Source organism: Azospirillum sp. OGB3 (assembly GCF_014192915.1).
Classification (GTDB): Bacteria; Pseudomonadota; Alphaproteobacteria; order Azospirillales; family Azospirillaceae; genus Azospirillum.
This window is the reverse complement of sequence record NZ_JACHYN010000001.1, coordinates 385,333-405,711: the sequence shown is the minus strand read 5'-3', so window position 1 is coordinate 405,711 and position 20,379 is coordinate 385,333. Positions and strand designations below refer to the sequence as shown.

General features: G+C 69.5%; 24 protein-coding genes and 1 tRNA gene. 14 read left to right on the top strand and 11 right to left on the bottom strand.

Annotated elements, in window-relative coordinates; translation table 11 throughout:
- The first annotated feature begins 25 nt into the window (after window positions 1-25).
- The 3 genes from FHW79_RS01960 to FHW79_RS01950 all read left to right on the top strand — a co-directional run bounded on the left by FHW79_RS01960 (window position 26) and on the right by FHW79_RS01950 (window position 2,918).
- Window positions 26-1,174 (top strand): NapC/NirT family cytochrome c, encoded by a 1,149-nt coding sequence (locus FHW79_RS01960; protein ID WP_183177415.1) that lies wholly within the window; start codon window positions 26-28, stop codon window positions 1,172-1,174.
- A 109-nt stretch (window positions 1,175-1,283) separates the two neighbouring features.
- Window positions 1,284-1,547 (top strand): hypothetical protein, encoded by a 264-nt coding sequence (locus tag FHW79_RS01955; RefSeq protein WP_035670820.1) that lies wholly within the window; start codon window positions 1,284-1,286, stop codon window positions 1,545-1,547.
- 123 nt (window positions 1,548-1,670) lie between these two features.
- Window positions 1,671-2,918: a TIGR03862 family flavoprotein gene (locus FHW79_RS01950; protein WP_183177414.1), complete on the top strand. Its 1,248-nt coding sequence runs from the start codon at window positions 1,671-1,673 to the stop codon at window positions 2,916-2,918.
- Between the two features lie 76 nt (window positions 2,919-2,994).
- Here the strand turns inward: FHW79_RS01950 and FHW79_RS01945 are convergent, their stop codons facing one another.
- The 6 genes from FHW79_RS01945 to FHW79_RS01920 form a co-directional block, all read right to left on the bottom strand.
- Window positions 2,995-3,684, bottom strand: a complete 690-nt coding sequence (locus FHW79_RS01945; protein ID WP_183177413.1) for an ABC transporter permease — start codon at window positions 3,682-3,684, stop codon at window positions 2,995-2,997.
- A 3-nt stretch (window positions 3,685-3,687) separates the two neighbouring features.
- On the bottom strand, window positions 3,688-4,392 hold the full coding sequence (locus FHW79_RS01940) for an ABC transporter permease (RefSeq protein ID WP_014238679.1): 705 nt from the start codon (window positions 4,390-4,392) through the stop codon (window positions 3,688-3,690).
- An 89-nt stretch (window positions 4,393-4,481) separates the two neighbouring features.
- A complete protein-coding gene (locus tag FHW79_RS01935; protein WP_183177412.1) occupies window positions 4,482-5,315 on the bottom strand; it encodes a transporter substrate-binding domain-containing protein in 834 nt (277 codons plus the stop codon).
- A gap of 121 nt (window positions 5,316-5,436) precedes the next feature.
- A complete protein-coding gene (locus FHW79_RS01930; protein WP_145622999.1) occupies window positions 5,437-6,243 on the bottom strand; it encodes an ATP-binding cassette domain-containing protein in 807 nt (268 codons plus the stop codon).
- A 134-nt stretch (window positions 6,244-6,377) separates the two neighbouring features.
- Window positions 6,378-8,057 carry a putative transporter gene (locus FHW79_RS01925; RefSeq protein ID WP_211108048.1) on the bottom strand — a complete coding sequence of 560 codons (1,680 nt, stop codon included), beginning with the start codon at window positions 8,055-8,057 and terminating at the stop codon, window positions 6,378-6,380.
- Between the two features lie 35 nt (window positions 8,058-8,092).
- Complete coding sequence (locus tag FHW79_RS01920; RefSeq protein WP_183177411.1) at window positions 8,093-9,772, bottom strand: putative transporter; 1,680 nt, start codon at window positions 9,770-9,772, stop codon at window positions 8,093-8,095.
- Window positions 9,773-10,181: 409 nt separating this feature from the next.
- Here FHW79_RS01920 and ccmA point away from each other — a divergent pair, with 409 nt between their 5' ends.
- From ccmA to FHW79_RS01905, 3 genes are all read left to right on the top strand, one after another.
- Window positions 10,182-10,871, top strand: a complete 690-nt coding sequence (gene ccmA / locus FHW79_RS01915) for a heme ABC exporter ATP-binding protein CcmA (protein ID WP_183177410.1) — start codon at window positions 10,182-10,184, stop codon at window positions 10,869-10,871.
- Window positions 10,868-11,533 carry a heme exporter protein CcmB gene (gene ccmB / locus FHW79_RS01910; protein WP_014238686.1) on the top strand — a complete coding sequence of 222 codons (666 nt, stop codon included), beginning with the start codon at window positions 10,868-10,870 and terminating at the stop codon, window positions 11,531-11,533. The genes ccmA and ccmB overlap by 4 nt, the downstream gene beginning before the upstream one ends.
- Before the next feature lie 111 nt (window positions 11,534-11,644).
- Complete coding sequence (locus tag FHW79_RS01905; protein ID WP_183177409.1) at window positions 11,645-12,562, top strand: restriction endonuclease; 918 nt, start codon at window positions 11,645-11,647, stop codon at window positions 12,560-12,562.
- Window positions 12,563-12,689: 127 nt separating this feature from the next.
- On the opposite strand, the gene FHW79_RS01900 is transcribed toward FHW79_RS01905, so the two are convergent.
- A tRNA-Ala gene (locus FHW79_RS01900) sits at window positions 12,690-12,765 on the bottom strand.
- Window positions 12,766-12,972: 207 nt separating this feature from the next.
- Between FHW79_RS01900 and FHW79_RS01895 the strand changes: the two genes are divergently transcribed.
- The 5 genes from FHW79_RS01895 to modD are packed head-to-tail and all read left to right on the top strand — an operon-like array spanning window position 12,973 to window position 16,351.
- Window positions 12,973-13,257, top strand: coding sequence for a YggT family protein (locus tag FHW79_RS01895; RefSeq protein ID WP_114857885.1), 285 nt, complete (start codon window positions 12,973-12,975; stop codon window positions 13,255-13,257).
- The gene (locus tag FHW79_RS01890; protein ID WP_183177408.1) at window positions 13,257-13,616 is read left to right on the top strand and encodes a DUF167 family protein; all 360 of its coding nucleotides are present in this window, start codon (window positions 13,257-13,259) and stop codon (window positions 13,614-13,616) included. The genes FHW79_RS01895 and FHW79_RS01890 overlap by 1 nt, the downstream gene beginning before the upstream one ends.
- Window positions 13,609-14,517 (top strand): bifunctional methylenetetrahydrofolate dehydrogenase/methenyltetrahydrofolate cyclohydrolase FolD, encoded by a 909-nt coding sequence (gene folD, locus FHW79_RS01885; protein ID WP_183177407.1) that lies wholly within the window; start codon window positions 13,609-13,611, stop codon window positions 14,515-14,517. Before FHW79_RS01890 ends, folD begins: the two co-directional genes overlap by 8 nt.
- Entirely contained in the window at window positions 14,514-15,503 is a 990-nt protein-coding gene (locus tag FHW79_RS01880) for a magnesium transporter CorA family protein (RefSeq protein ID WP_035669719.1), read from the top strand. The genes folD and FHW79_RS01880 overlap by 4 nt, the downstream gene beginning before the upstream one ends.
- 20 nt (window positions 15,504-15,523) lie before the next feature.
- Window positions 15,524-16,351: a ModD protein gene (gene modD / locus FHW79_RS01875; RefSeq protein ID WP_183177406.1), complete on the top strand. Its 828-nt coding sequence runs from the start codon at window positions 15,524-15,526 to the stop codon at window positions 16,349-16,351.
- A gap of 155 nt (window positions 16,352-16,506) precedes the next feature.
- On the opposite strand, the gene FHW79_RS01870 is transcribed toward modD, so the two are convergent.
- Complete coding sequence (locus FHW79_RS01870; RefSeq protein ID WP_014238670.1) at window positions 16,507-16,809, bottom strand: 4a-hydroxytetrahydrobiopterin dehydratase; 303 nt, start codon at window positions 16,807-16,809, stop codon at window positions 16,507-16,509.
- A 165-nt stretch (window positions 16,810-16,974) separates the two neighbouring features.
- On the opposite strand from FHW79_RS01870, the gene FHW79_RS01865 reads away from it, so the two are divergent.
- Entirely contained in the window at window positions 16,975-17,388 is a 414-nt protein-coding gene (locus tag FHW79_RS01865) for a metallopeptidase family protein (protein WP_035669725.1), read from the top strand.
- A gap of 1 nt (window position 17,389) precedes the next feature.
- Here the strand turns inward: FHW79_RS01865 and FHW79_RS01860 are convergent, their stop codons facing one another.
- Entirely contained in the window at window positions 17,390-17,989 is a 600-nt protein-coding gene (locus tag FHW79_RS01860; RefSeq protein WP_183177405.1) for a uracil-DNA glycosylase family protein, read from the bottom strand.
- The gene (cobB, locus tag FHW79_RS01855) at window positions 17,986-18,732 is read right to left on the bottom strand and encodes a Sir2 family NAD+-dependent deacetylase (protein WP_183177404.1); all 747 of its coding nucleotides are present in this window, start codon (window positions 18,730-18,732) and stop codon (window positions 17,986-17,988) included. The genes FHW79_RS01860 and cobB overlap by 4 nt, the downstream gene beginning before the upstream one ends.
- Before the next feature lie 69 nt (window positions 18,733-18,801).
- On the opposite strand from cobB, the gene FHW79_RS01850 reads away from it, so the two are divergent.
- Together FHW79_RS01850 and FHW79_RS01845 are read left to right on the top strand one after the other, a co-directional pair.
- Window positions 18,802-19,275 (top strand): low molecular weight protein-tyrosine-phosphatase, encoded by a 474-nt coding sequence (locus FHW79_RS01850; protein ID WP_183177403.1) that lies wholly within the window; start codon window positions 18,802-18,804, stop codon window positions 19,273-19,275.
- The gene (locus FHW79_RS01845) at window positions 19,272-20,135 is read left to right on the top strand and encodes a fructosamine kinase family protein (protein ID WP_183177402.1); all 864 of its coding nucleotides are present in this window, start codon (window positions 19,272-19,274) and stop codon (window positions 20,133-20,135) included. Before FHW79_RS01850 ends, FHW79_RS01845 begins: the two co-directional genes overlap by 4 nt.
- Window positions 20,136-20,138: 3 nt before the next feature.
- Here FHW79_RS01845 and FHW79_RS01840 read toward each other — a convergent pair whose 3' ends face one another.
- Window positions 20,139-20,336, bottom strand: a complete 198-nt coding sequence (locus tag FHW79_RS01840; RefSeq protein ID WP_183177401.1) for a DUF1127 domain-containing protein — start codon at window positions 20,334-20,336, stop codon at window positions 20,139-20,141.
- Between the last annotated feature and the right edge of the window lie 43 nt (window positions 20,337-20,379).

Below are 20,379 nucleotides of genomic sequence, written 5' to 3'. Positions count from 1 at the left end.
TCAAGGTGGTTATCAGGGTATCGACATGCGGTGGGGATGGAAGACGGCGAGCGGCTTCGGGGCGCTCGCGCTGGCCGGTCTGGTGGGCGTCGTCGTCGGGGTGGTCGGCTGGGGCGGCTTCAACACCGCGATGGAAGCCACCAACAGCATGGAGTTCTGCGTCTCCTGCCACGAGATGCGCGACACCGTGTACGCCGAGTACACGGCCTCGCCGCACTACCAGAACGCTTCCGGCGTAAGGGCGACCTGCGCCGACTGCCACGTCCCGCGCGACTGGACGCACAAGGTGATCCGCAAGGTGCAGGCGTCGGGCGAACTGTACCACTGGCTCATCGGCTCCATCGACAGCAAGGAGAAGTTCGAGGCCAAGCGCCACACGCTGGCGCGCCGCGAATGGGACCGCATGCGGGCCACCGACAGCCAGGAATGCCGCAACTGCCATTCCTTCGGCGCCATGGACTTCCACAAGCAGACGCCGAAGGCGGCCAGCGCCATGGAAGGGGCGGAGAAGGCCGGCAAGACCTGCATCGACTGCCACAAAGGCATTGCCCACAGCTTCCCCGACGTCACCGCCGACCATCGCCAACTCTTCGCCGGTCTGTCGGACCAAGCGAAGGCGCTGGCCCTGAAGCCCGGCGACACCGCCTACGCCCTGACCAGCCTCGCCCTGTACGGCGCTCCGCCGGTTCCGGGGGCTGGTGGAGACGGCGAGATCGCCGCGGCGACTCCGGTAAGGGTCCTGGCGGCGGAGGGCGGGGCCCTGCGGGTGGAAATCACCGGCTGGCAGCGCGGAACCTCCACCCAGACCCTCTACGCCCAACCGGGCAAGCGCATCACCACGGTCAAGTTGAGCGCCGCTGCGGCGGGGCAGGCGGTGGCGCTGCGCAGCGTCACCGATCCGGAGACCGAACAGGAATGGACGGAGGTCCGCCTGACCGCCTGGACCGGGGCGGGCGGCTATGTGGGCACGCTCGGCGCGCTGTGGGATTACGGGGCGCGGGTCTATGACGCCAACTGCTCGCTCTGCCACACGCTGCACCCGCCGGCCGCCTTCGACGCGAACGCCTGGATCGGCAAGATGAACGCCATGAAGCGGCTGACCCGGCTGGACGAGGAAGAGGGCCGCCTGCTGCTGACCTATCTGCAGAGCCATGCGAAGGACGGCGCGCGATGATCGCTGCGGCGAGAACCCGAAGCTGCTAAGAGGGGTTTTCTACCACGGGCCGGCACCGAACACGCCGCGCCCGCCGGCAGACGACCACTTGAGAAAGAGGACCCCCGCGATGTCGACCCTTCACAAACAAGCCATGGAAGCGGTGCTTCAGGCCGCCTCTCACGACATCGTCGGCACGCTCCAGGAGCGTGGCGTCACCGACAAGCACAGCGAGGAGGGCGATCTCGCCGTTCTCGACGTCGCGATCCTGCACGCCTACCGCATCTTCATGCGGATCTGCGAGGAGAACGGGCTGGAGGTGGACGCGGGCTATTTCGCCGACATGGCCAACGACCTTGCCGACGAGGTGGCCCAGGAGGACGACGCGGACTGATCCGGTCCTGCGCCGCCGATTCCCGCTTCTTGAGTGCCCCGGTCCCGTCCAACCCTGCTTTTTCCTTCGGCGAAGGCGGTGCGGACGGGACCGGTCGACATCCTTCACCCCTCGGGGGACCCGATGACCGACGCCCCTGACACCGCCCTCTCTCCCGACGCCTTCTCTTCCGATGTCGCGATCATCGGCGCCGGTCCGGCCGGGCTGATGGCGGCGGAGGTCATCGCCGCGGCGGGCCGCTCGGTCGCCGTCTATGAACGGATGCCCACCCCGGCGCGCAAGCTGCTGCTGGCCGGGCGCGGCGGGCTGAACCTGACCCATTCCGAAGCGCTGGACGCCTTCACCACCCGCTACGGCGCGCAGGCCCCGCTGTTCGCCGATCTGCTGGCCGCCTTCTCCCCGGCGGACCTGCGCGACTGGGCAACGGGGCTCGGGATCGAGACCTTCGTCGGCTCCAGCGGGCGTGTCTTTCCGGTGCAGATGAAGGCTTCCACCCTGGTCCGCGCGTGGCTGCGCCGGCTGGAAGGGCTGGGAGTCACCCTGCACACCCGCCACCGCTGGCTCGGCTGGGATGAGCGGGGCGCGCTGCGCTTCCAGCGCGGCGACGGCAGCGAAACCACCGTCGCCCCGCGCGCCACCCTGCTGGCGCTGGGCGGGGCGAGTTGGCCGCGCACCGGCTCCGACGGCGCCTGGACGGAGCTGCTGGCGGCGCGCGGGGTGGACATCGCGCCGCTGCGTCCGTCCAACATGGGCTTCGAGGTGCCCTGGTCCGATCATCTGCGCGAACGATTCGCCGGCCAGCCGGTCAAGAGCGTCGGCCTCGCCTTCGCCGACCGGCGGCTGAAGGGCGAGTTCGTCGTCACCGAGACCGGCATCGAGGGCGGCGCCGTCTACGCGCTGAGCGCCCCCTTGCGCGACGCCATCGAGCGCGAGGGCTGGGCCGCCCTGACCATCGACCTGATGCCGGACCTGCCGGAGTCGGCGATCGCCAAACGGCTGCGCCGCCGCGGTGCGGAGTCGCTGTCCACCTTCCTGAAGAAGTCCCTGTCGCTGACCGGCCCGCGCGCCGCCCTGCTGCGCGAGTTCACCCCGGCGTCGGAGCTGTCGGACCCGGCGGCGCTGGCCCGCCACATCAAGGGCCTGTCGATGGTGCTGACCGGCGTGCGGCCCATCGAGCGCGCCATCTCCACCGCCGGCGGCATCCGTCTGGCGGAGTTGGATGCGTCGCTGATGCTGACCCGCCTGCCGGGCACCTTCGTCGCCGGGGAGATGCTGAATTGGGAGGCGCCGACCGGCGGCTACCTCCTCCAGGGTTGCTTCGCCATGGGCGCGCGGGTTGGGAAGGGGATGCTGGGGTATCTGGGGGGGTGAGTTCCGACCTCTTTCCCTTGCCCTTATCCCAACCCTTGTGTGTTGCTCTCCCGCTGCGCAGGGGAGGGCCGGCAGCCTACCCCCGCGCCCGCAGGTACGGCGTCATGCGCCACTCGGCGTAGCGGATCAGGCGCGACGCGAGGAAGTTCAGCAGCAGATAGATGCTGCCCGCCACGATGAACACCTCGAACACCGCGAAGCTCTGCGCGATGATCTTGCGGGCGATGCCGGTGATCTCCAGAAGCGTGATGGTGCTGGCGAGCGAACTGGCCTTCACCATCAGGATCACTTCGTTGCCGTAGGCCGGCAGCATCTGGCGGATCGCCACCGGCATCACGATGCGCCGGAACAGCAGCGTGCGCGACATGCCGCAGGCCCGCGCCGCCTCGATCTGGCCCTGCGGCACCGACAGGATGGCGCCGCGCAGGATCTCGCTGGTGTAGGCGCCGGTGTTCAGCGTCAGCGCCAGGATGGCGCACCAGAAAGGCTCGCGCAGATAGACCCAGAGGAAGCTGCTGCGCACCAGCTCGAACTGGCCCATGCCGTAATAGATCAGGAAGATCTGCACGAGCAGCGGCGTGCCGCGGAACACGAAGACATAGGCGGCCATCAGCCGCTCGGTGACGCGGCTGCCGTACAGCCGCAGCAGCGCCACCGCGAAGGCCACGCCCGCGCCGAACAGCAGCGCCAGCCCGACCAGCTGCAGGGTCACCGGAACGCCGCGCAGGAGGGTGGGCACGCTGTCCCACATCAGTTCCCAGTTCATGGGTCAGGCCCTCCGCACGCCGCGATTGGCGTAGCGTTCCGCCCGCTCGAACGCCACCGTGGAGACGGTGGTGAGCAGGAGGTAGAGCACCGCCGCGGTGGTGTAGAACAGGAACGGCTGGCGGGTCGACCCCGCCGCCACATGCGACACGCGCATGATCTCGGCCAGCGCCGTCACGGAGATCAGCGCCGTGTCCTTCAGGGTGAGCTGCCAGACGTTGCCCAGCCCCGGCAGGGCGTAGCGCAGGGTCTGCGGCACCAGGATGCGGCGCAGGATCAGCCAGCGCGACATGCCGCAGGCGCGCGCGGCCTCGATCTGGCCGTGGGGCACCGCCTGGACCGCGCCGCGGATCACCTCCGTCGAATAGGCGCCGGAGATCAGCCCGACCGCCAGGACGCCGATGGAGAAGGCGTTCAGCTCGATGTAGCCCTCGTAGCCGAAGACCCGGCCGACAGCCATGACCGCGCCGCTGCCGCCGAAGAACAGCAGATAGATGACCAGCAGTTCGGGGACGCCGCGGACGACGGTGGTGTAGACCTCCGCCACGCCGGTGAGGGCGAGGTTGCGGCTGAGCTTCGCCGACGCGCCGAGCGAGCCGAAGACGAGGCCGAGGACGAAGGCCGACACCGACACGGCGACCGTCATCGCGGCCCCGCCGAGAAGCTGGCCGCCCCACCCGTTCGGGCCGAAGGAGAGAAGTTCGAACATGCGCTCCGAAAGGGCTCCGAAAGGGCTCCGAACCGGGTTCCCCTCTCCCCGCGACGGGAAGAGGGGGCATCCCTTCACATGATGGCCGGTTACTTGATCGAGATGTCGTAGCCGAAGTGCTGGGTGCTCAGCTTCGTGATGGTGCCGTCCTGGTTGGCCTCGGCGATGGCCTTGTTGAACAGCTCCTTCAGGTCGCCGTCGGCCTTGCGCAGGCCCACCCCCACGCCCTTGCCCAGGACGCCGCGCGCGAAAGCCGGGCCGAACAGGGTCATGTTGCCGGCGTCCGTCTTGATGATGGCGTCCACCGCCGAACGGTCGCCGAAGATGGCGTCGACGCGGCCGGCGGCCATGTCGATGCCGGCGTTGTCCAGCTTGTCGTAGGTGCGGACCGACACCTGCGGCAGAAGCTGCTCCATGAAGTTCGCCTGGATGGTCGAGGTCTGCACACCGACCGTCTTGCCCTTCAGCGCATCGGCCAGGGCGGCGATGGCGGCCTTCGGGTCGTCCTTGGACAGGTCGTAGCGCTCGCCGGGGAAGGTCGCCTTGGCGAGCGGCGAATTCTTCATGGTGCCGAACATCGACGGCTCGGTGCCGTAGGGGCCGGCGAAGGCGATGACCTTCTCACGCTCGTCGGTGATCGACATCGCCGCCATGATGGCGTCGTACTTGCCCTGCTGGATGGCCGGGATCATGCCGTCCCAATCCTGGGCGACGATCTCGCACTCGGCCTTCATCTTCTTGCAGAGTTCCATGGCGAGGTCCGGCTCGAAGCCGATCAGCTTGCCCGACGGGTCCGTCGCGTTCCACGGGGCGTAGGCGCCCTCGGTGGCGATGCGGATCTTCTTCCAGTCCTTGGCTTCGACGGCGGTGCCGGCGACCGCCACGATGGCGCCGAGCGCCAGCGCCGCAACGATCTTCTTCACGGGAAAACCTCCTCTGTTCTGATGCCCTTATGGATGGCTCTTATGCTCGGGCAGGCTCTGAGGTTTACGGTTTTACAGCGCCAGTCAAGGGAATTGAGCGGGCCGTTCTCGCGCGACCGATTCAGCCGCCGCCGGACAGGTGGCGCGACAGGAACTGTCGCACGCGGTCCGATTCCGGATTGACCAGAACCCGGTCGGGCGGTCCCCGCTCCTCGATCCGGCCCTGGTGGAGGAACACCACCTCCGACGCGACCTCGCGGGCGAAGCCCATCTCGTGCGTCACGAGAATCATGGTGTTGCCCTCCTCGGCGAGCTGGCGGATGACCAGCAGCACCTCGCCCACCAGCTCGGGGTCGAGCGCGGAGGTCGGCTCGTCGAACAGCATCACCTTGGGCTGCATGGCCAGCGCGCGGGCGATGGCGGCGCGCTGCTGCTGCCCGCCGGAGAGCTGCACCGGGTAGGACTCGGCCTTGGCCAGGATGCCCACCTTGTCCAGCAGCTTGCGGGCACGGTCCACCGCCTCCGCCTTCGGGACGCCCAGCACATGGACCGGCGCCTCGATGACGTTCTCCAGGATGGTCATGTGGGTCCAGAGGTTGAAGCTCTGGAACACCATGCCCAGCCGGGTGCGGATGCGGTCCACCTGCCGGGAATCGGCGGGGACGGTCTGGCCGCCGCGCGCCTTCTTCAGGCCGATGGCCTCGCCGCCGATGACGATCCGCCCCTCGTCCGGCACCTCCAGCATGTTGATGCAGCGCAGGAGCGTGCTCTTGCCGGAGCCGGAGGAGCCGATCAGCGTGATGACGTCGCCCTCGCGCGCGGTCAGGGAGACGCCCTTCAGCACCTCCAGCGGACCGAAGCGCTTGTGGACATTCTCGACGAGGACGGCTTCGGGGGCGTGGGGATTCGTGGGCGGGTGTCGGTGCATGCGGGGCTTGTCGGCGGGAAGCGGGGCGGGGAACGGTCTGGACCGCCCAACCCTGGACGGTGCCGCTAGGCTAGACCGCCGGACAATCCCCCGCAACGCGGATTTTCACAACCTTCTCCGGGACGTCGCGTCCCTCACCACAGCATCAGCACCAGAAGCTGCGGCGCCAGGATGCGCAGGCACATGGCCAGCGGGTAGACGGTGGCGTAGGCCAGCGCCGGCGCCTCCGACGCGACCACCGCGTTGGCATAGGCGAGGCCCGGCGGGTTGGTCTGCGCCCCGGCCAGCACGCCGCAGATGCTGAGGAAGTTCAGCTTCATCACGCCGCGCGCCAGCAGCCCGGTCAGCAGCAGCGGCACCAGCGTGACCAGGACGCCCCAGGCCATCCAGGGCAGCCCGGCGCCGCTCGCCATCGTCTCGACGAAGCGGTCGCCCGACGCGATGCCCAGCACGGCGAGGAACAGGACGATGCCGATCTCGCGCAGGGCGAGGTTGGCGGCGGGTGGCATGAACCAGACCAGCGGCCCGATGTGGCCGATGCGCGCCAGCACGATGGCGACGATCAGCGGCCCGCCGGCCATGCCCAGCCGCAAGGGCGCCGGCATGCCCGGCAGGAACAGCGGGATAGCGCCCAGCAGCGCCCCCAGCGTGATGCCGACGAAGACCGGGATCATCTCCACCGTCTGAAGCCGCCGTTCGGAGTTGCCGATGATGCAGCCGGCGGCCTTGAGGTCGTCGGGCTTGCCGATCACCGTCAGGATGTCGCCGAACTGCAGCTTCAGCGCGGCGTTGGGCACCAGCTCCACGCCGGCGCGGTTGACGCGGCTGACCACCACGTCGCACGCCCCCTTCAGGTTCAGCGCGGCGATGGACTTGCCCAGCACCGGGTTGGCGGTGACGACGATGCGCTCCCACCGCAGGTCGCTGCCCTTGGTGGTCAGCCGGACGTCGGCCTCCCGCCCCATCAGCAGGCGGACCTGCTCCAGCCGCAGGCGCGGGCCGACGACGTGCAGCACGTCGCCCTCCTCCAGCCGGGTGTCCTCGCCGGGCACGCGGAGCTGGCCGCCGCGCAGCAGCCGTGACGCGCAGACCCCCAGGCTCGGCAGCAGGGTCAGGTCGCCCAGCCGCACCCCGCGCAGGGCCGGGTTGGTGACGGCGATGTCCATGGTGTCGAGCGCCGCGACCTCGGCGCGCCGGGCGGCCTCGAAGGCCCTGGCCTCCTCCTGCGGGTCGATGCGGAAGACGATCCGCACCGCCGCCATGGCCAGCAGGTTGCCGGCGATGCCGAAGGGGTAGGTGACCGCGAAGGCCAGGCCGGGCAGGGCCATCACCGCGGCGTCGGCCCCGACCTCCTTCAGCACCTGCTGCGAGGCGGCCAGCGCCGGGGCGTTGGTCACCCCGCCCGCGAAGACGCCGAGGCCGGAGCCCAGCGGCACAAGGTCGAACAGCACCAGGATCGCGGTCAGCAGGATGCTCGACCCGACCATCAGCAGCGCCAGCCCGTTCAGCGCCAGCCCGGACTTCTTCAGCGCCGCGAAGAAGCCGGGGCCGACCTGGATGCCGATGGTGTAGACGAACAGGATCAGGCCGAAGTCGCGGATGAACTCCATCATCTCGGCGTTCAGCGTCACCCCCGCCTGCTTGGCGAAATGGCCGACCGCGATGCCCGCGAACAGCACGCCGCCGATGCCCAGCCCGACGCCGCGCAGCCGTATGTGGCCGAGCGCCAGCCCCAGGGCCGAGGTGATGCCCAGCATGAACACCACGCGCGCGATCGGCGGCATGGCCAGGAAGAGGTCGATGAGCGCGTGCATGGCCGCGTCTCCCCACGCGAGGACAGACCGCCCTGCTACCAGAGGAATAGGACGATCAACTGCGGTGCAAGGATACGCAGAAACATAACCATAGGGTAAACAGTGGCATAGGCGAGGGCGGGAGCCTCCGATGCGCTCATTGCGTTTGCAAAGGCGAGCGCGGGCGGGTCCGTCATGCTGCCGGACAGCAGCCCGCAGATCGTCAGGTAGTTCTGCCGGGCGAAGGCCCGCGCGACGACGCCGACGACCAGCAGCGGGATCAGCGTCACCAGCACGCCGCAGCCGATCCACAGCAACCCGTCGCCGTGCACCAAAGTCTCGACGAAGCGGTCGCCGGACATCAGCCCGACCACCGCCAGGAACAGCACGATGCCGATCTCGCGCAGCGCCATGTTGGCGGCCGGCGGCATGAACCAGACCAGCGGCCCGATATGGCCGATGCGCGCCAGCAGGATCGCCGCCACCAGCGGCCCGCCGGCCAGACCCAGCTTCAGCGGCGCCGGCATCCCCGGAATGTAGAAGGGGATGGAGCCGAGCAGCACGCCCAGCAGGATGCCGATGAAGACCGGGACGAACTCCACCTGCTGGAGCCGCCGCGCCGAGTTGCCCATCAGCGCCGCCACCCGCTGAAGGTCGGACGGCTTGCCGATGGCGGTCAGGATGTCGCCGAACTGGAGGTGCAGGGCCGGGCTCGGCACCAGCTCCACCCCCGCCCGGTTGACCCGGCTGACCACCACGTCGTAGGCGTCGGCGAGGTCGAGCTGCCCGATGGCCTTGCCCAGCACATGCTCGTTGGTGACGACCAGCCGGTCCCAGCGCATGTCGGTGCCCTTGGTGGTCAGGGTGACCTCCGCCGCCTCGCCGAGCAGCCGCTTCGTCGCCTCCAGCTTCACCCGCGGCCCGACCAGATGCACGACGTCGCCGGCGCGCAGGCAGGTGTCCGGGTGCGGCACCTGGAGCCGCCCCTCGCGCAGCAGGCGGGAGATCATCACCCCCTGGTCGCCGAACAGCGCCATCTCGCGCAGTGGCAGCCCCATGGCCGAGCGGTTGCGCACGGCGACGTCCAGCGTCTCCAAGGTTTCCACCTGGGCGCGGCGCTTGCGTTCGAAGGCCTCGGCCTCAGCCGCCGGGTCGATGCGGAAGACGACGCGGATCAGCCCCATGGTGATGAGGATGCCGACGATGCCGAAGGGGTAGGCGACGGCGTAGCCGAGGCTGGGCGTGTTGATCTCCGCCGCCGAGGCCCCGACCTCGCGCAGCATCTCCTGCGCGGCGCCCAGCGACGGCGTGTTGGTGACGGCGCCGGAGAAGATGCCCAGCACCGCCGGCAGCGGCACCCCGCCGATCTCGTGGATCGCCACCGCCACCAGCACCCCCAGCCCGACCAGCGAGGCGGCCAGCAGGTTCAGCGTCAGGCCCGACTTCTTCAGGGCGGCGAAGAAGCCGGGGCCGACCTGCACGCCGATGGTGTAGACGAACAGGATCAGCCCGAACTCCCGCATGAAATGCAGGACGTGATGGTCGAAGGTCAGGCCCAGCGCCTTGGCGACGTGCCCGGCGGCGATGCCGGCGAACAGCACCCCGCCGATGCCGAGCCCCACGCCACGCAGCTTGATCTGCCCCAGCGCCAGCCCCGACGCCGCCACCACGCTGAGCATCAGCATGATGCGGGCGATGTCGGGAAGGCCGTTGAACAGGTCGATCAGCAGGGTCATGGCGGGCACCCGGTCCGGTTGAGCGGCGAAGGCCGAAGGCGCCTATGAATGCCCGCTCCGCACCGCCCGGGCAATGCCCTGGAATGGAAAGGGACATTCATCGGATCAAAATTTCGCCACTTTCTGGCCCTAAACCAGACGGAGCCTTACGGCATGAAGTGGCTGGCCGGACCCGTGAACCCCTGCGGCCCGGCCCCTAAGCGACGATCAGGGCTCCGGTTTTCCGGGGCCCCCAGCCAGGCCCCGGCTGGATCGGCGGCCATCGCAAGAACCCCCTTGCGATGGCCGTTTCTTTTTGCGGCCGTTTCCGTTTGGCCCGACCTTTTGTGAGGCCGTTTCTTTTTGGCGCCCGGACGGGCTGTGCTATAGCTCCCCCCGCTTCGTCCACCGCAAGAGCCCGCCCGTCGCCATGCCCGTTTTCGCCGGTTCCGCGCTGACCTGCCTCCGTGGCGACCGGCTGGTCTTCACCGGGCTGGACTTCCGGATCGCGCCGGGGGAGGCGCTGTTCCTGCTCGGCCCCAACGGCAGCGGCAAGTCCAGCCTGCTGCGCGTCATGGCCGGGCTGCTCAAGCCGATCCGCGGCCAGCTGTCCTGGGACGGCGTGCCGGTGACCGACGATCCCGACGCCCACCGCGGCCGCATCCATTATGTCGGCCATCTCGACGCGGTGAAGCCGGTGCTGAGCGCGGTGGAGAACCTGTCCTTCTGGGCCACGCTGGGCGGCGCCGCCGACCCGCGGGGCAACGCGCTGAAGGCGTTGGACCGTCTGGGCGTGCCGCACATCGCCAACGTGCCGGGGCGCTACCTGTCGGCGGGGCAGAAGCGGCGCCTGAACCTCGCCCGCATCATCGCCGCCCCCGCCGCCCTGTGGCTGCTCGACGAACCGACCGTGGCGCTCGACCGCGCGGCCATCGCCCTGTTCGAGGAGATCATCGCGGAGCACCGGGCCGGCGGCGGCATGGTCGCCGTCTCCACCCATGTGGACATCGCCATGCCCGGCGCCGGCGAGCTGCACCTCGACGCGTTCACCCCCGTCCCCCACGACGAGGACGACGGGGGCGAGGACGACGACGTTTTGGAAGAGGAGGACGTGGCGTGACCCGCTTTCTGCGCCTGATCGGGCGCGACCTGCGGCTGGCGCTGCGCCAGGGCTCGGACGCCAGCATCGCCGTGATGTTCTTCGTTCTGTGCGTGGTGCTGTTCCCCTTCGGGGTGGGGCCGGAGCCGAACATCCTCGCCCGCATCGCCGCCGGGGTGATCTGGGTGGCGGCCCTGCTCGCCTCGCTGCTGTCGCTGGAGCGTCTGTTCCAGAACGACTACGAGGACGGCTCGCTGGAACTGCTGTCGCTGTCCACCCTGCCGATGGAGGCGGTGGTGCTGGCCAAGACGCTGGCCCACTGGCTGGTGACCGGCCTGCCGCTGATCGCCGCCGCGCCGCTGCTGGCGCTGCTGCTGAACATGGACGCGGAGGGGTTCGGGGTGCTGGTGCTGACCCTGCTGGTCGGCACGCCGATCCTCAGCCTGATCGGCAGCATCGGGGCCGCGCTGACCCTGGGCGCCCGGCGCGGCGGCGTGCTGCTGTCGCTGCTGATCCTGCCGCTCTACATCCCCGTGCTGATCTTCGGCGCCGGGGCCATCGACGCCGCGCTGAACGGCCTGACCCCGCGCCCGCATCTTTTGCTGCTGGGCGGCCTTCTGGCCGGCGCCCTGCCGCTGGCCCCCTGGGCGAGCGCCGCCGCCCTGCGTCAGGCGGTGGAGTAGAAGACGACGCCTCACGTGGCGCCGTTGCGATCCGGAACAGCGTTGCCTGCGGCACCCGGTCTGATAGAGTGTCGCCGACTTGTACACTTTTGAAGAGACGTTGGGCTCGCGATGGGTGTTCCCGATTTTCAGACCCTGATGCTCCCCGTGCTGAAGACCGCCGCCGGGGGTGGTGAGGTCCGCATCGGCGATGTGGTGGATCAGCTTGCCGACGTCTTCGCCTTGACCGACGAGGAGCGAGCCCAGCTTTTGCCATCGGGGCGGCAGACGACCTTCGCCAACCGGGTCCATTGGGCGAAGAGTTACCTTAACAAGGCTGGGTTGGTCGAAATGACCCGGCGGGCTCACTTCCGCATCACTCCAGAGGGCCGGAATGTGCTGACGGCGCCGCCGGAAAAGATCACCATCCGGTTCCTGGAGCAATTTCCGAGCTTCAAAGGTTTCCGCGATGCCGACGTCGGAGCGACTGAGGCTGCCGAGGTCGTCCTTTCGGTTGCCGAAAGCGCTCTGACCCCCGATGAGGTGATGCGACAGGCCCATCTGCGGATTGAGGCGTCGTTGGCGGAGGAGATCCTCCAGCGAGTGCGGTCCGGAACGCCGGCCTTCTTCGAGAAGACCGTGGTCCGTCTGCTGATCACCATGGGCTACGGCGGATCGGTGACGGAACTCGACAAGGCCCTGGTCGGCAAATCGGGTGACGATGGTGTGGACGGCATCATCGACCAGGACCCGCTTGGGCTGGATCGGGTCTATGTCCAGGCCAAGCGGTACGCCGACGGGAACACCGTCGGAGCCGGGGCGATCCGTGATTTCTTCGGCAGCCTGAACCTGTTCAAGGCGACCAAGGGGCTCTTCGTCACCACCTCCGCCTTCACCGCCTCAGCCCGGGAAACGGCCGACCGGCTCGGCACCCGCATCGTGCTGATCGACGGCATCCAACTGGCCAAGCTGATGATCCGCCACGAGGTCGGCTGTCGGATCGAAGAAACCCTGCACATCAAGCGTGTGGACGAAGACTTCTTCGAGTAGAAGCGAGCCTAAACCGGGGGTGGGGGCGATTCGGTCGACGCCGCGTGCGACAGGGCGGTGTCACACCGCGGGGAATTCCGCCGCTTCCGGGCGAATTCCTGTGTCGCATCAATGTTTTGAGGAGGATTGGTGGAGCCGAGGAGGATCGAACTCCCGACCTACGCATTGCGAACGCGTCGCTCTCCCAGCTGAGCTACGGCCCCACACACCGTTACCGGCGTGCGGCGGATAATGGTGATGCGGAGAAGGCCTGTCAAGCCCCCTGAACGCACCCCGGCGCGGGCATCGGCGGTGGCGCGCAAGGGGATGGCCGAGGGCATGACGATGGCCCGCCGCGCGGCACTGGACAGCACTCGCCGCTTGTGCTTAGGGTGCCCCGCAAAATCGGACAATAAAGGGACGGGCCGGGCATGATTGCGCTCTACCTGCTGATCGACACCGTTCTCAGCCTCTATGTGTGGCTGCTCATCGCTTCGGCGGTGCTGAGCTGGCTGGTGGCCTTCAACGTCGTCAACACCCGCAACCGCGCGGTCTATGTCATCGGCGACTTCCTCTACCGCGTCACGGAACCGGCGCTGCGCCCGATCCGCCGCGTCCTTCCGAACATGGGCGGGCTGGACCTGTCGCCGATCGCGCTGATCCTGCTGATCTTCTTCATCCGCAACCTGATGGCGGAATACTGGCCGCGCTTCTGATGGCGAATCCCTTCGAGGCCGTTCCCTTGGAAATGGCGGCGGACGGCGTCCGGCTGGCCTTGCGGGTGACACCCAAGGCGTCGCGCAACGCCATCGCCGGGCTGGCCGCCACGGCGTCCGGAGGAACGGCCCTGAAGGTGACCGTCACCGCCGTGCCGGAGAACGGCAAGGCGAACGAGGCGGTGGTGAAGCTGCTGGCCAAGGCGTGGAAACTGCCCAAGACCAGCCTGACGGTGGTGGCCGGCGCCACCGACCGGAACAAGATTGTCCATGTGGCCGGCGACCCGGCCGACCTGATGCGCCGGCTGACGGCGCTGGTGGAAACAGCAAAGCCTGATACGGGGAAGAGCGATGGCTGAGGCGAGGATCATCGACGGCAAGGCGTTCGCCGCGGGGCTGCGCGCCCGCGTGGCGGAGGGTGTGGCCGCGCTCAAGGCCAGCCACGGCGTCACCCCCGGCCTCGCCGTCGTGCTGGTGGGCGAGGACCCGGCGAGCCAGGTCTATGTCCGGTCTAAGGAAAAGGCCCTGGCCGACCTCGGCATGAACAGCTTCGACCACCACATGCCGGCCGATCTCGGCGAGGCGGAGCTGCTGGCCCTGATCGACCGGTTGAACGCCGACCCGGCGGTGCACGGCATCCTGGTCCAGCTTCCCCTGCCCAAGCACATCGACACCCAAAAGGTGCTGGCCCGCATCGTCCCGGAAAAGGACGCGGACGGCTTCCACGTCGTCAACGCCGGCCTGCTGGCGACCAGCGGCGCCGGCGCCATCGTGCCCTGCACCCCGCTGGGCAGCCTGCTGCTGCTCCGCGACACGCTGGGCAACGACCTGAAGGGCAAGCGGGCGCTGGTGCTGGGCCGCTCCAACATCGTCGGCAAGCCGATGGCGCAGCTCCTGCTCCAGCAGGACTGCACGGTCACCGTCGCCCATTCCCGCACCCAGGACCTGCCCGGCGAGTGCCGCCGCGCCGACATCCTGGTCGCCGCGGTGGGCCGTCCGGAAATGGTGCGCGGCGACTGGATCAAGCCGGGCGCCGTGGTCATCGATGTCGGCATCAACCGGGTGCCGCACCCGACCGAGCCGGGCAAGACCAAGCTGGTCGGCGACGTCGCCTATGACGAGGCCGTCAAGGTCGCCGGCGCCATCACCCCGGTGCCGGGCGGCGTCGGGCCGATGACCATCGCTTGCCTGATGCTCAACACGCTGGCCGCCGCCTGCCGCGCCGCCGGCGCCCCGGTCCCCGCCGAGGCCCTTGCATGATCACGGTCCACGCCCGGGTGGGCGGCCGCGTGGTCGAGCAGCCGCTCGCCCTCGGCGAGCCGCTGCCGCCCAACACGGTGTGGATCGATCTTCTCCGCCCCGACGAGGCGGAGCGCGCGCATGTCGGCGCCGTCACCGGCTGCGACCTGCCGACGCGCGAGGAAATGAAGGAAATCGAGGCGTCGAGCCAGCTCTACACCGAGGGGGAGGCCGTCTACCTCACCTCCTCGGTGATCGCGCGGGCCGATTCGCCGATGCCGGAGCAGGGCGAGGTCACCTTCGTCCTGACCCCCCGGCACATGATCACGGTGCGCTTCACCGAGCCGCGCTCCGTCGCCACCTTCGCCGCGCGGACCAGCCGCCAGCCGGAGCTTCTGGCCAGCGCCGAGGACGCGCTGCTGGGCATCCTGGACGCGGTGATCGACCGGGTGGCCGACGTGCTGGAGCTGATCGGCGCCCGCATCGACGGGCTGTCCGCGCGCATCTTCACCGACTCGCTGAACAGCAAGGGGGTCGGAAGCTCCAAGAAGCCGGACGAGCTGCAGGACGTGCTGCGCGGCATCGGGCGGGCCGGCGACCTGACGCACAAGGTGCGCGACAGCCTCGCCGGGCTGGACCGGCTGGTCGCCTTCCTCTCCTCCGTCGCCGCCGGGCGGCTGACCAAGGAGCAGAAGGCCGCTCTGAAGACCCTGACGCGCGACCTGCGGTCCCTGAACGAGCACGCCGGCTTCCTGGCGCACGAGGCGAACTTCCTGCTCGACGCCACGCTCGGCCTGATCAACATCGAGCAGAACGCGATCATCAAGATCTTCTCGGTCGTCTCCGTGGCGCTGATGCCGCCGACCCTGATCGCGTCGGCCTACGGCATGAACTTCCACCACATGCCCGAGCTGGACTGGGACTTCGGCTATCCCATGGCCATCGTGATGATGGTGCTGTCCGCCGTCGTGCCGCTCTGGTACTTCCGCCGCCGCGGGTGGCTTTAGCACGAAGAAGGGAACCGCCGATGATCGTCCTGTCCGATGCCGCGCTCGACGCGCTTCTCGCCCAGGACGTTCCCTACGGCGACCTGACCACCGACTCGCTGGGCATCGCCGCCGCCCCGGCGCGCATCCGGTTCACGGCGCGCGGCGCCATGGTGCTGGCCGGGACGGAGGAAGCCGCCCGCCTGATCGAAAAGGCCGGCGGCACGGTGACCGCTTTCCGGCCCAGCGGCACGGAGGTCGAGGCCGGGGCGCCCTTCCTGGAGGGGCACGGACCGGCGGGCGCCCTGCACCGCGGCTGGAAGGTGGCGCAGACGCTGGTCGAATACGCCTCCGGCATCGCCTCCCGCGCCCGCCGCATCGTCGAGGCCGCGCCCGGAGTGACCGTCGCCTGCACCCGCAAGAACTTTCCCGGCGCCAAGGACCTGTCGGTCAAGGCCGTGCTGGCCGGCGGGGCGGTGATGCACCGGCTGGGCCTGTCGGAAACGATCCTGGTCTTCGCTGAACACCGCGCCTTCCTGTCCGGTCGGCCCGAGGCGTGGATCGCCGACCTGCGCCGCCGGGCGCCGGAAAAGAAGATCGTGGTCGAGGTCGACACGGTGGCGGACGCCATCGCCTTCGCCCGGGCCGGGGCCGACGTGCTGCAACTGGAGAAGCGCACGCCGGAGGAGGCCCGCGCCGTGGTCGAGGCGACGCGCGGCCTGCCGCGCCCGCCGGTCGTCGCGGCGGCGGGCGGCGTGACGGAGGACAACGCGGCGGCTTACGCCGCCGCCGGCTGCCCGCTGCTGGTCACCACCGCCCCCTTCTTCGGGCGCCCGGCGGATGTGAAGGTGGTTCTGGAACCGGCCTGACTCTCCAGTCCCTCTCCCGCCTCGGGAGAGGGTGCCCGCGCAGCGGGCGGGTGAGGGTCGTACGAGGATTGAGGCACTGATCCTTGGCGGTACCCTCACCCTCCCACCGCTTCGCGGCGGGCCCCTCCCTCTCCCGGGACGGGCGAGGGGAGACTTCAGCGGTCGCGGTTCGGGGCGATCTGGTCCACGCGGTGGGCGAAATCGACGTCGGCCTGGGTCAGGCCGTCGGCGCTGCGGGTGCACAGGATGATCTCCACCCGGCCCATGTCGTTGAACCATTCCGGATGGTGGTTCGTCCGCTCCGCCAGCAGGGCGACCTGGCTCATGAAGCCCCAGGCGGCGGGGAAGTCGGGGAAATGGTAGGTCTTGCGGATCGCGTCGCGCTCCAGCACCTCCGCCCAGCCATGCAGTTCCTTCAGCGCGGTCTGCCGCTTGGCGCCCACCAGCTTGTCCGACATTCCTTCCCCCATTGTTGGTTGGCCTGTAGTTGGTTGGCCTGTAATTGGTTGGTCTGTGCAAGGCGTAACGGACACGGATCGATTGTGGATCAAATCGGTGTTCCGGTCCGTCTTCCGGTTTAGCGCCGCTTGGCCTGGGCGGCAAGCAACGCTACCTTCACCGGTATGATGCGCAAACCGGCACACACCCACACCGTTCCCCCCTCCACCCCCGACCTCGAGCGGATGGCCGAGGACGCGCTGGAGACGATTCCGCGAGAACTCCTGGCCCCGATCGCCAATCTGTCGATCCATGTCGAGGATTTCCCCGACGAGGAGACCGAGCGCGAGATGGAGTTGGAGAGTCCCTTCGACCTGCTCGGCCTCTACCGGGGCGTCGATATGACGCGGCAGAGCGTCGCCGACCTGCGCAGCGGGCCGGACATGATCTTCCTCTACCGCCGCCCGATCCTGGACTACTGGTGCGAGACGGGCGAGGACCTGTTCGCCATCGTCCGCCACGTCCTGATCCATGAGATCGGCCACCATTTCGGCCTGTCGGACGAGGACATGGAGCGCATCGAGGCCATGGAGGGATGAGTCACCCGTCCAGGGCGCCCAGGGTGTCCGCCACGCGGCGGCGCAGCGCGGGCACCAGCTCCGCGTCGAACCAGGGATTCTTCTTCAGCCAAGCGGTGTTGCGCCAGCTCGGGTGGGGCAGGGGCAGGAACTCCGGCAGATAGTCCCGCCACGCCGCCACCGTGTCGGTCATCGTCCGCCGCCGGCGGTTTCCCAGATAGTAAGCCTGGGCGTAGCCGCCGACCAGCAGGGTCAGCCGCACCCCGGTCAGGGCGGCGCGCAGCGGCGGGTGCCAGAGCGGGGCGCATTCCGGGCGCGGCGGGTAATCGCCGCCCTTCGGCGCCGTGCCGGGGTAGCAGAGTCCCATGGGGACGATGGCGATCCGGCTCTCGTCGTAGAAGGCCGTGCGGTCCATGGCCAGCCACTGGCGCAGCCGGTCGCCGGACGGGTCGTTCCAGGGAATGCCGCTGGCGTGCACCCGCGCCCCCGGCGCCTGCCCGACGATCAGCAGGCGGGAGGACGGGCTGCCGCGCAGCACCGGGCGGCAGCCGTGCGGCAACACCCCCGCGCACAGCCGGCAGGCGCGGGCCTGTTCGAACAGGATCTCCAGGTCGTCGCTCAAAGGTTCAGCAACTCGCGCACGAAGGCCGGGACCAGCTCGGTCGCCGGGCCGTTGACGGAGTCCGCGAACAGGCTGGCGCCCGCCGACGGCTCCAGGTTCAGCTCCACGGTCAGGGCGCCGGCGTTGCGCGCCTCGGCCACGAAGCCGGCGGCGGGATAGACGTTGCCGGAGGTGCCGATGGAGACGAACAGGTCGCAGGCGCCCAGCGCGCGGTAGATCCGCTCCATCTGGTAGGGCATCTCGCCGAACCACACCACGTCGGGGCGCATGCCGCCCTTGCGGGCGCAGGACGGGCAGACGTCCTCCACCGACAGGTCGCCGGTCCACTGCTCCACCTTGCTGCGGCAGTGGCGGCAGAAGACCGCGTTCAGCTCCCCATGCATGTGGATCAGCGTGTGCGACCCGGCGCGCTCGTGCAGGTCGTCGATGTTCTGGGTGACCAGCAGCAGGTCGCCTTTCCAGCGCCGCTCCAACTCGGCCAAAGCGGCATGGGCGGCGTTCGGCTGCACCGCGGGGTCGCGCAGGCCGCGCCGCCGGTCGTTGTAGAAGCGGTGGACCAGCACCGGGTCGCGGGCGAAGCCCTCCGGCGTGGCGACGTCCTCCAGATCGACCTTGGCCCAGATGCCGTCGGCGCAGCGGAAGGTGTCCAGGCCGGATTCCTTGGAAATGCCCGCCCCGGTCAGGATGACGATGGAGTCGGTCGGCTTCAGATGGTTGGTGATGCTCATCATGGCGTTGGTCATGGCGCCCTGGCGGGTTCGGGGAACGGCTGCTAGATCTCGGATGCGGAGACCAGAGAGGAGGAGGCCGGTATGGTCAAGGTCCTGTTCGTGTGCACGGGCAACATCTGCCGGTCGCCCACCGCGGAAGGTGTGTTCCGCGACCGGGTTCGGCAAGCCGGTTTGGCGGACCGCATCGGCACCGATTCGGCGGGCACCCACAGCTATCACGTGGGGGAGGCGCCCGACCCGCGCAGCCAGCGCGCCGCCAAGGCCCGCGGCGTGGATCTGTCGGACCTGCGCGCCCGCAAGGTGACCGCGGCGGACTTCGCCGACTTCGACTACATCCTGGCGATGGACGGCGGGCACCTGACGCAGTTGCGGCGCATGGCTCCGGCGGACAGCCGGGCGACGGTCGCGCTGTTCCTCGACTACGCTCCCGACGCGCCGAAGCGCGAGGTGCCCGACCCCTATTACGGCGAGGGGCTGCACTTCACCGAGGTGCTGGACCTCTGCGAGGCCGGGGCCGCGGGGCTGCTGGAGGCGATCCGGCGGGACCGGCTGTGACCCGCTCTGCAAGCCTGCGGACCGAGTTGGAACGGGCGCTGGGCGGTCCGGTCCGGTCGCTCGACCGGCTGGCCGACGGGCACAACGCGGCGCTGTGGGCCGTGACCCTGGCGGACGGCCGGCGGCTGGTGGCGAAGGTCGCCTCCGGAAGCGGGACGGGGCTGGAGCCGGAGGGCTTCATGCTGCGCCATCTGGTCGAACGCTCCGCCCTGCCGGTGCCGGCGGTGCATCACGCCGACGACCGGCTGCTGGTGATGGACCGCATCGACACCGACGGCGGCATCACCCCGGCGGTGGAGGCGCACGCGGCGGAGCTGGTCGCCGCCCTGCACGGCGTCACGGCGGAGCGTTACGGCTTCCCGCGCGACACGCTGATCGGACCGCTGCCCCAGCCGAACGGTGAGACGGCGGATTGGATCGCCTTCTTCCGCGACCGCCGCCTTCTGCACATGGGCCGCAAGGCGCTGGAGGAGGGGCGCATCGACGCCGGGCTGATGGCCGGGCTGGAGCGGCTCGCCGCCCGCCTGCCGGAGCTGATCGGGGAGCCGGGGCCGCCCTCGCTGATCCATGGCGACCTGTGGGGCGGGAATGTGCTGGCCCGCGGCGGGCGGGTGGCCGCCTTCATCGACCCGGCGCTGCACCACGCCGACGCGGAGGTCGAGCTGGCCTTCACCACCCTGTTCGGCACCTTCGGGGACGCCTTCTTCCGCCGCTATGGGGAGATCCGGCCTCTCCGTCCAGGCTTCTTCGAACTGCGGCGGGATCTCTACAATCTTTACCCGCTGCTGGTGCATGTGCGGCTGTTCGGCGGCTCCTACGTCGGGTCGGTGGAGCGGACGGTCCGGCGTCTGGTGGGGTAAGGCTCAGCGCCAGAGAGACTTTCGCGCCTCGGTCACGGCGTCGTAGCGGGTGATGCCGATGTCCCGCAGTTCGTAATCAGAGAGGGACAGCAGGGCATCGCGCTGGCGGCTCTGCTCGCGCAGATTGGTGATCCAGGCCAGCAGTGCGCGAAGGCGGCGCGCCGGTGGCGGGGCGGTGCGGGGGAGGGCGTGCAGGGTCATGGTGGCCTCCGGCCGATGCGATGGAAGCCCCAGCATCGGGCCG

Coding starts and splice junctions, on each gene's coding strand:
- FHW79_RS01960 (WP_183177415.1), top strand. CDS start 26: ATGCGGTGGGGATGGAAGACGGCGAGCGGCTTCGGGGCGCTCGCGCTG.
- FHW79_RS01955 (WP_035670820.1), top strand. CDS start 1,284: ATGTCGACCCTTCACAAACAAGCCATGGAAGCGGTGCTTCAGGCCGCC.
- FHW79_RS01950 (WP_183177414.1), top strand. CDS start 1,671: ATGACCGACGCCCCTGACACCGCCCTCTCTCCCGACGCCTTCTCTTCC.
- FHW79_RS01945 (WP_183177413.1), bottom strand. CDS start 3,684: ATGAACTGGGAACTGATGTGGGACAGCGTGCCCACCCTCCTGCGCGGC.
- FHW79_RS01940 (WP_014238679.1), bottom strand. CDS start 4,392: ATGTTCGAACTTCTCTCCTTCGGCCCGAACGGGTGGGGCGGCCAGCTT.
- FHW79_RS01930 (WP_145622999.1), bottom strand. CDS start 6,243: ATGCACCGACACCCGCCCACGAATCCCCACGCCCCCGAAGCCGTCCTC.
- FHW79_RS01925 (WP_211108048.1), bottom strand. CDS start 8,057: ATGCACGCGCTCATCGACCTCTTCCTGGCCATGCCGCCGATCGCGCGC.
- FHW79_RS01920 (WP_183177411.1), bottom strand. CDS start 9,772: ATGACCCTGCTGATCGACCTGTTCAACGGCCTTCCCGACATCGCCCGC.
- ccmA (WP_183177410.1), top strand. CDS start 10,182: ATGCCCGTTTTCGCCGGTTCCGCGCTGACCTGCCTCCGTGGCGACCGG.
- FHW79_RS01905 (WP_183177409.1), top strand. CDS start 11,645: ATGGGTGTTCCCGATTTTCAGACCCTGATGCTCCCCGTGCTGAAGACC.
- FHW79_RS01895 (WP_114857885.1), top strand. CDS start 12,973: ATGATTGCGCTCTACCTGCTGATCGACACCGTTCTCAGCCTCTATGTG.
- FHW79_RS01890 (WP_183177408.1), top strand. CDS start 13,257: ATGGCGAATCCCTTCGAGGCCGTTCCCTTGGAAATGGCGGCGGACGGC.
- folD (WP_183177407.1), top strand. CDS start 13,609: ATGGCTGAGGCGAGGATCATCGACGGCAAGGCGTTCGCCGCGGGGCTG.
- FHW79_RS01880 (WP_035669719.1), top strand. CDS start 14,514: ATGATCACGGTCCACGCCCGGGTGGGCGGCCGCGTGGTCGAGCAGCCG.
- modD (WP_183177406.1), top strand. CDS start 15,524: ATGATCGTCCTGTCCGATGCCGCGCTCGACGCGCTTCTCGCCCAGGAC.
- FHW79_RS01870 (WP_014238670.1), bottom strand. CDS start 16,809: ATGTCGGACAAGCTGGTGGGCGCCAAGCGGCAGACCGCGCTGAAGGAA.
- FHW79_RS01865 (WP_035669725.1), top strand. CDS start 16,975: ATGATGCGCAAACCGGCACACACCCACACCGTTCCCCCCTCCACCCCC.
- cobB (WP_183177404.1), bottom strand. CDS start 18,732: ATGACCAACGCCATGATGAGCATCACCAACCATCTGAAGCCGACCGAC.
- FHW79_RS01850 (WP_183177403.1), top strand. CDS start 18,802: ATGGTCAAGGTCCTGTTCGTGTGCACGGGCAACATCTGCCGGTCGCCC.
- FHW79_RS01840 (WP_183177401.1), bottom strand. CDS start 20,336: ATGACCCTGCACGCCCTCCCCCGCACCGCCCCGCCACCGGCGCGCCGC.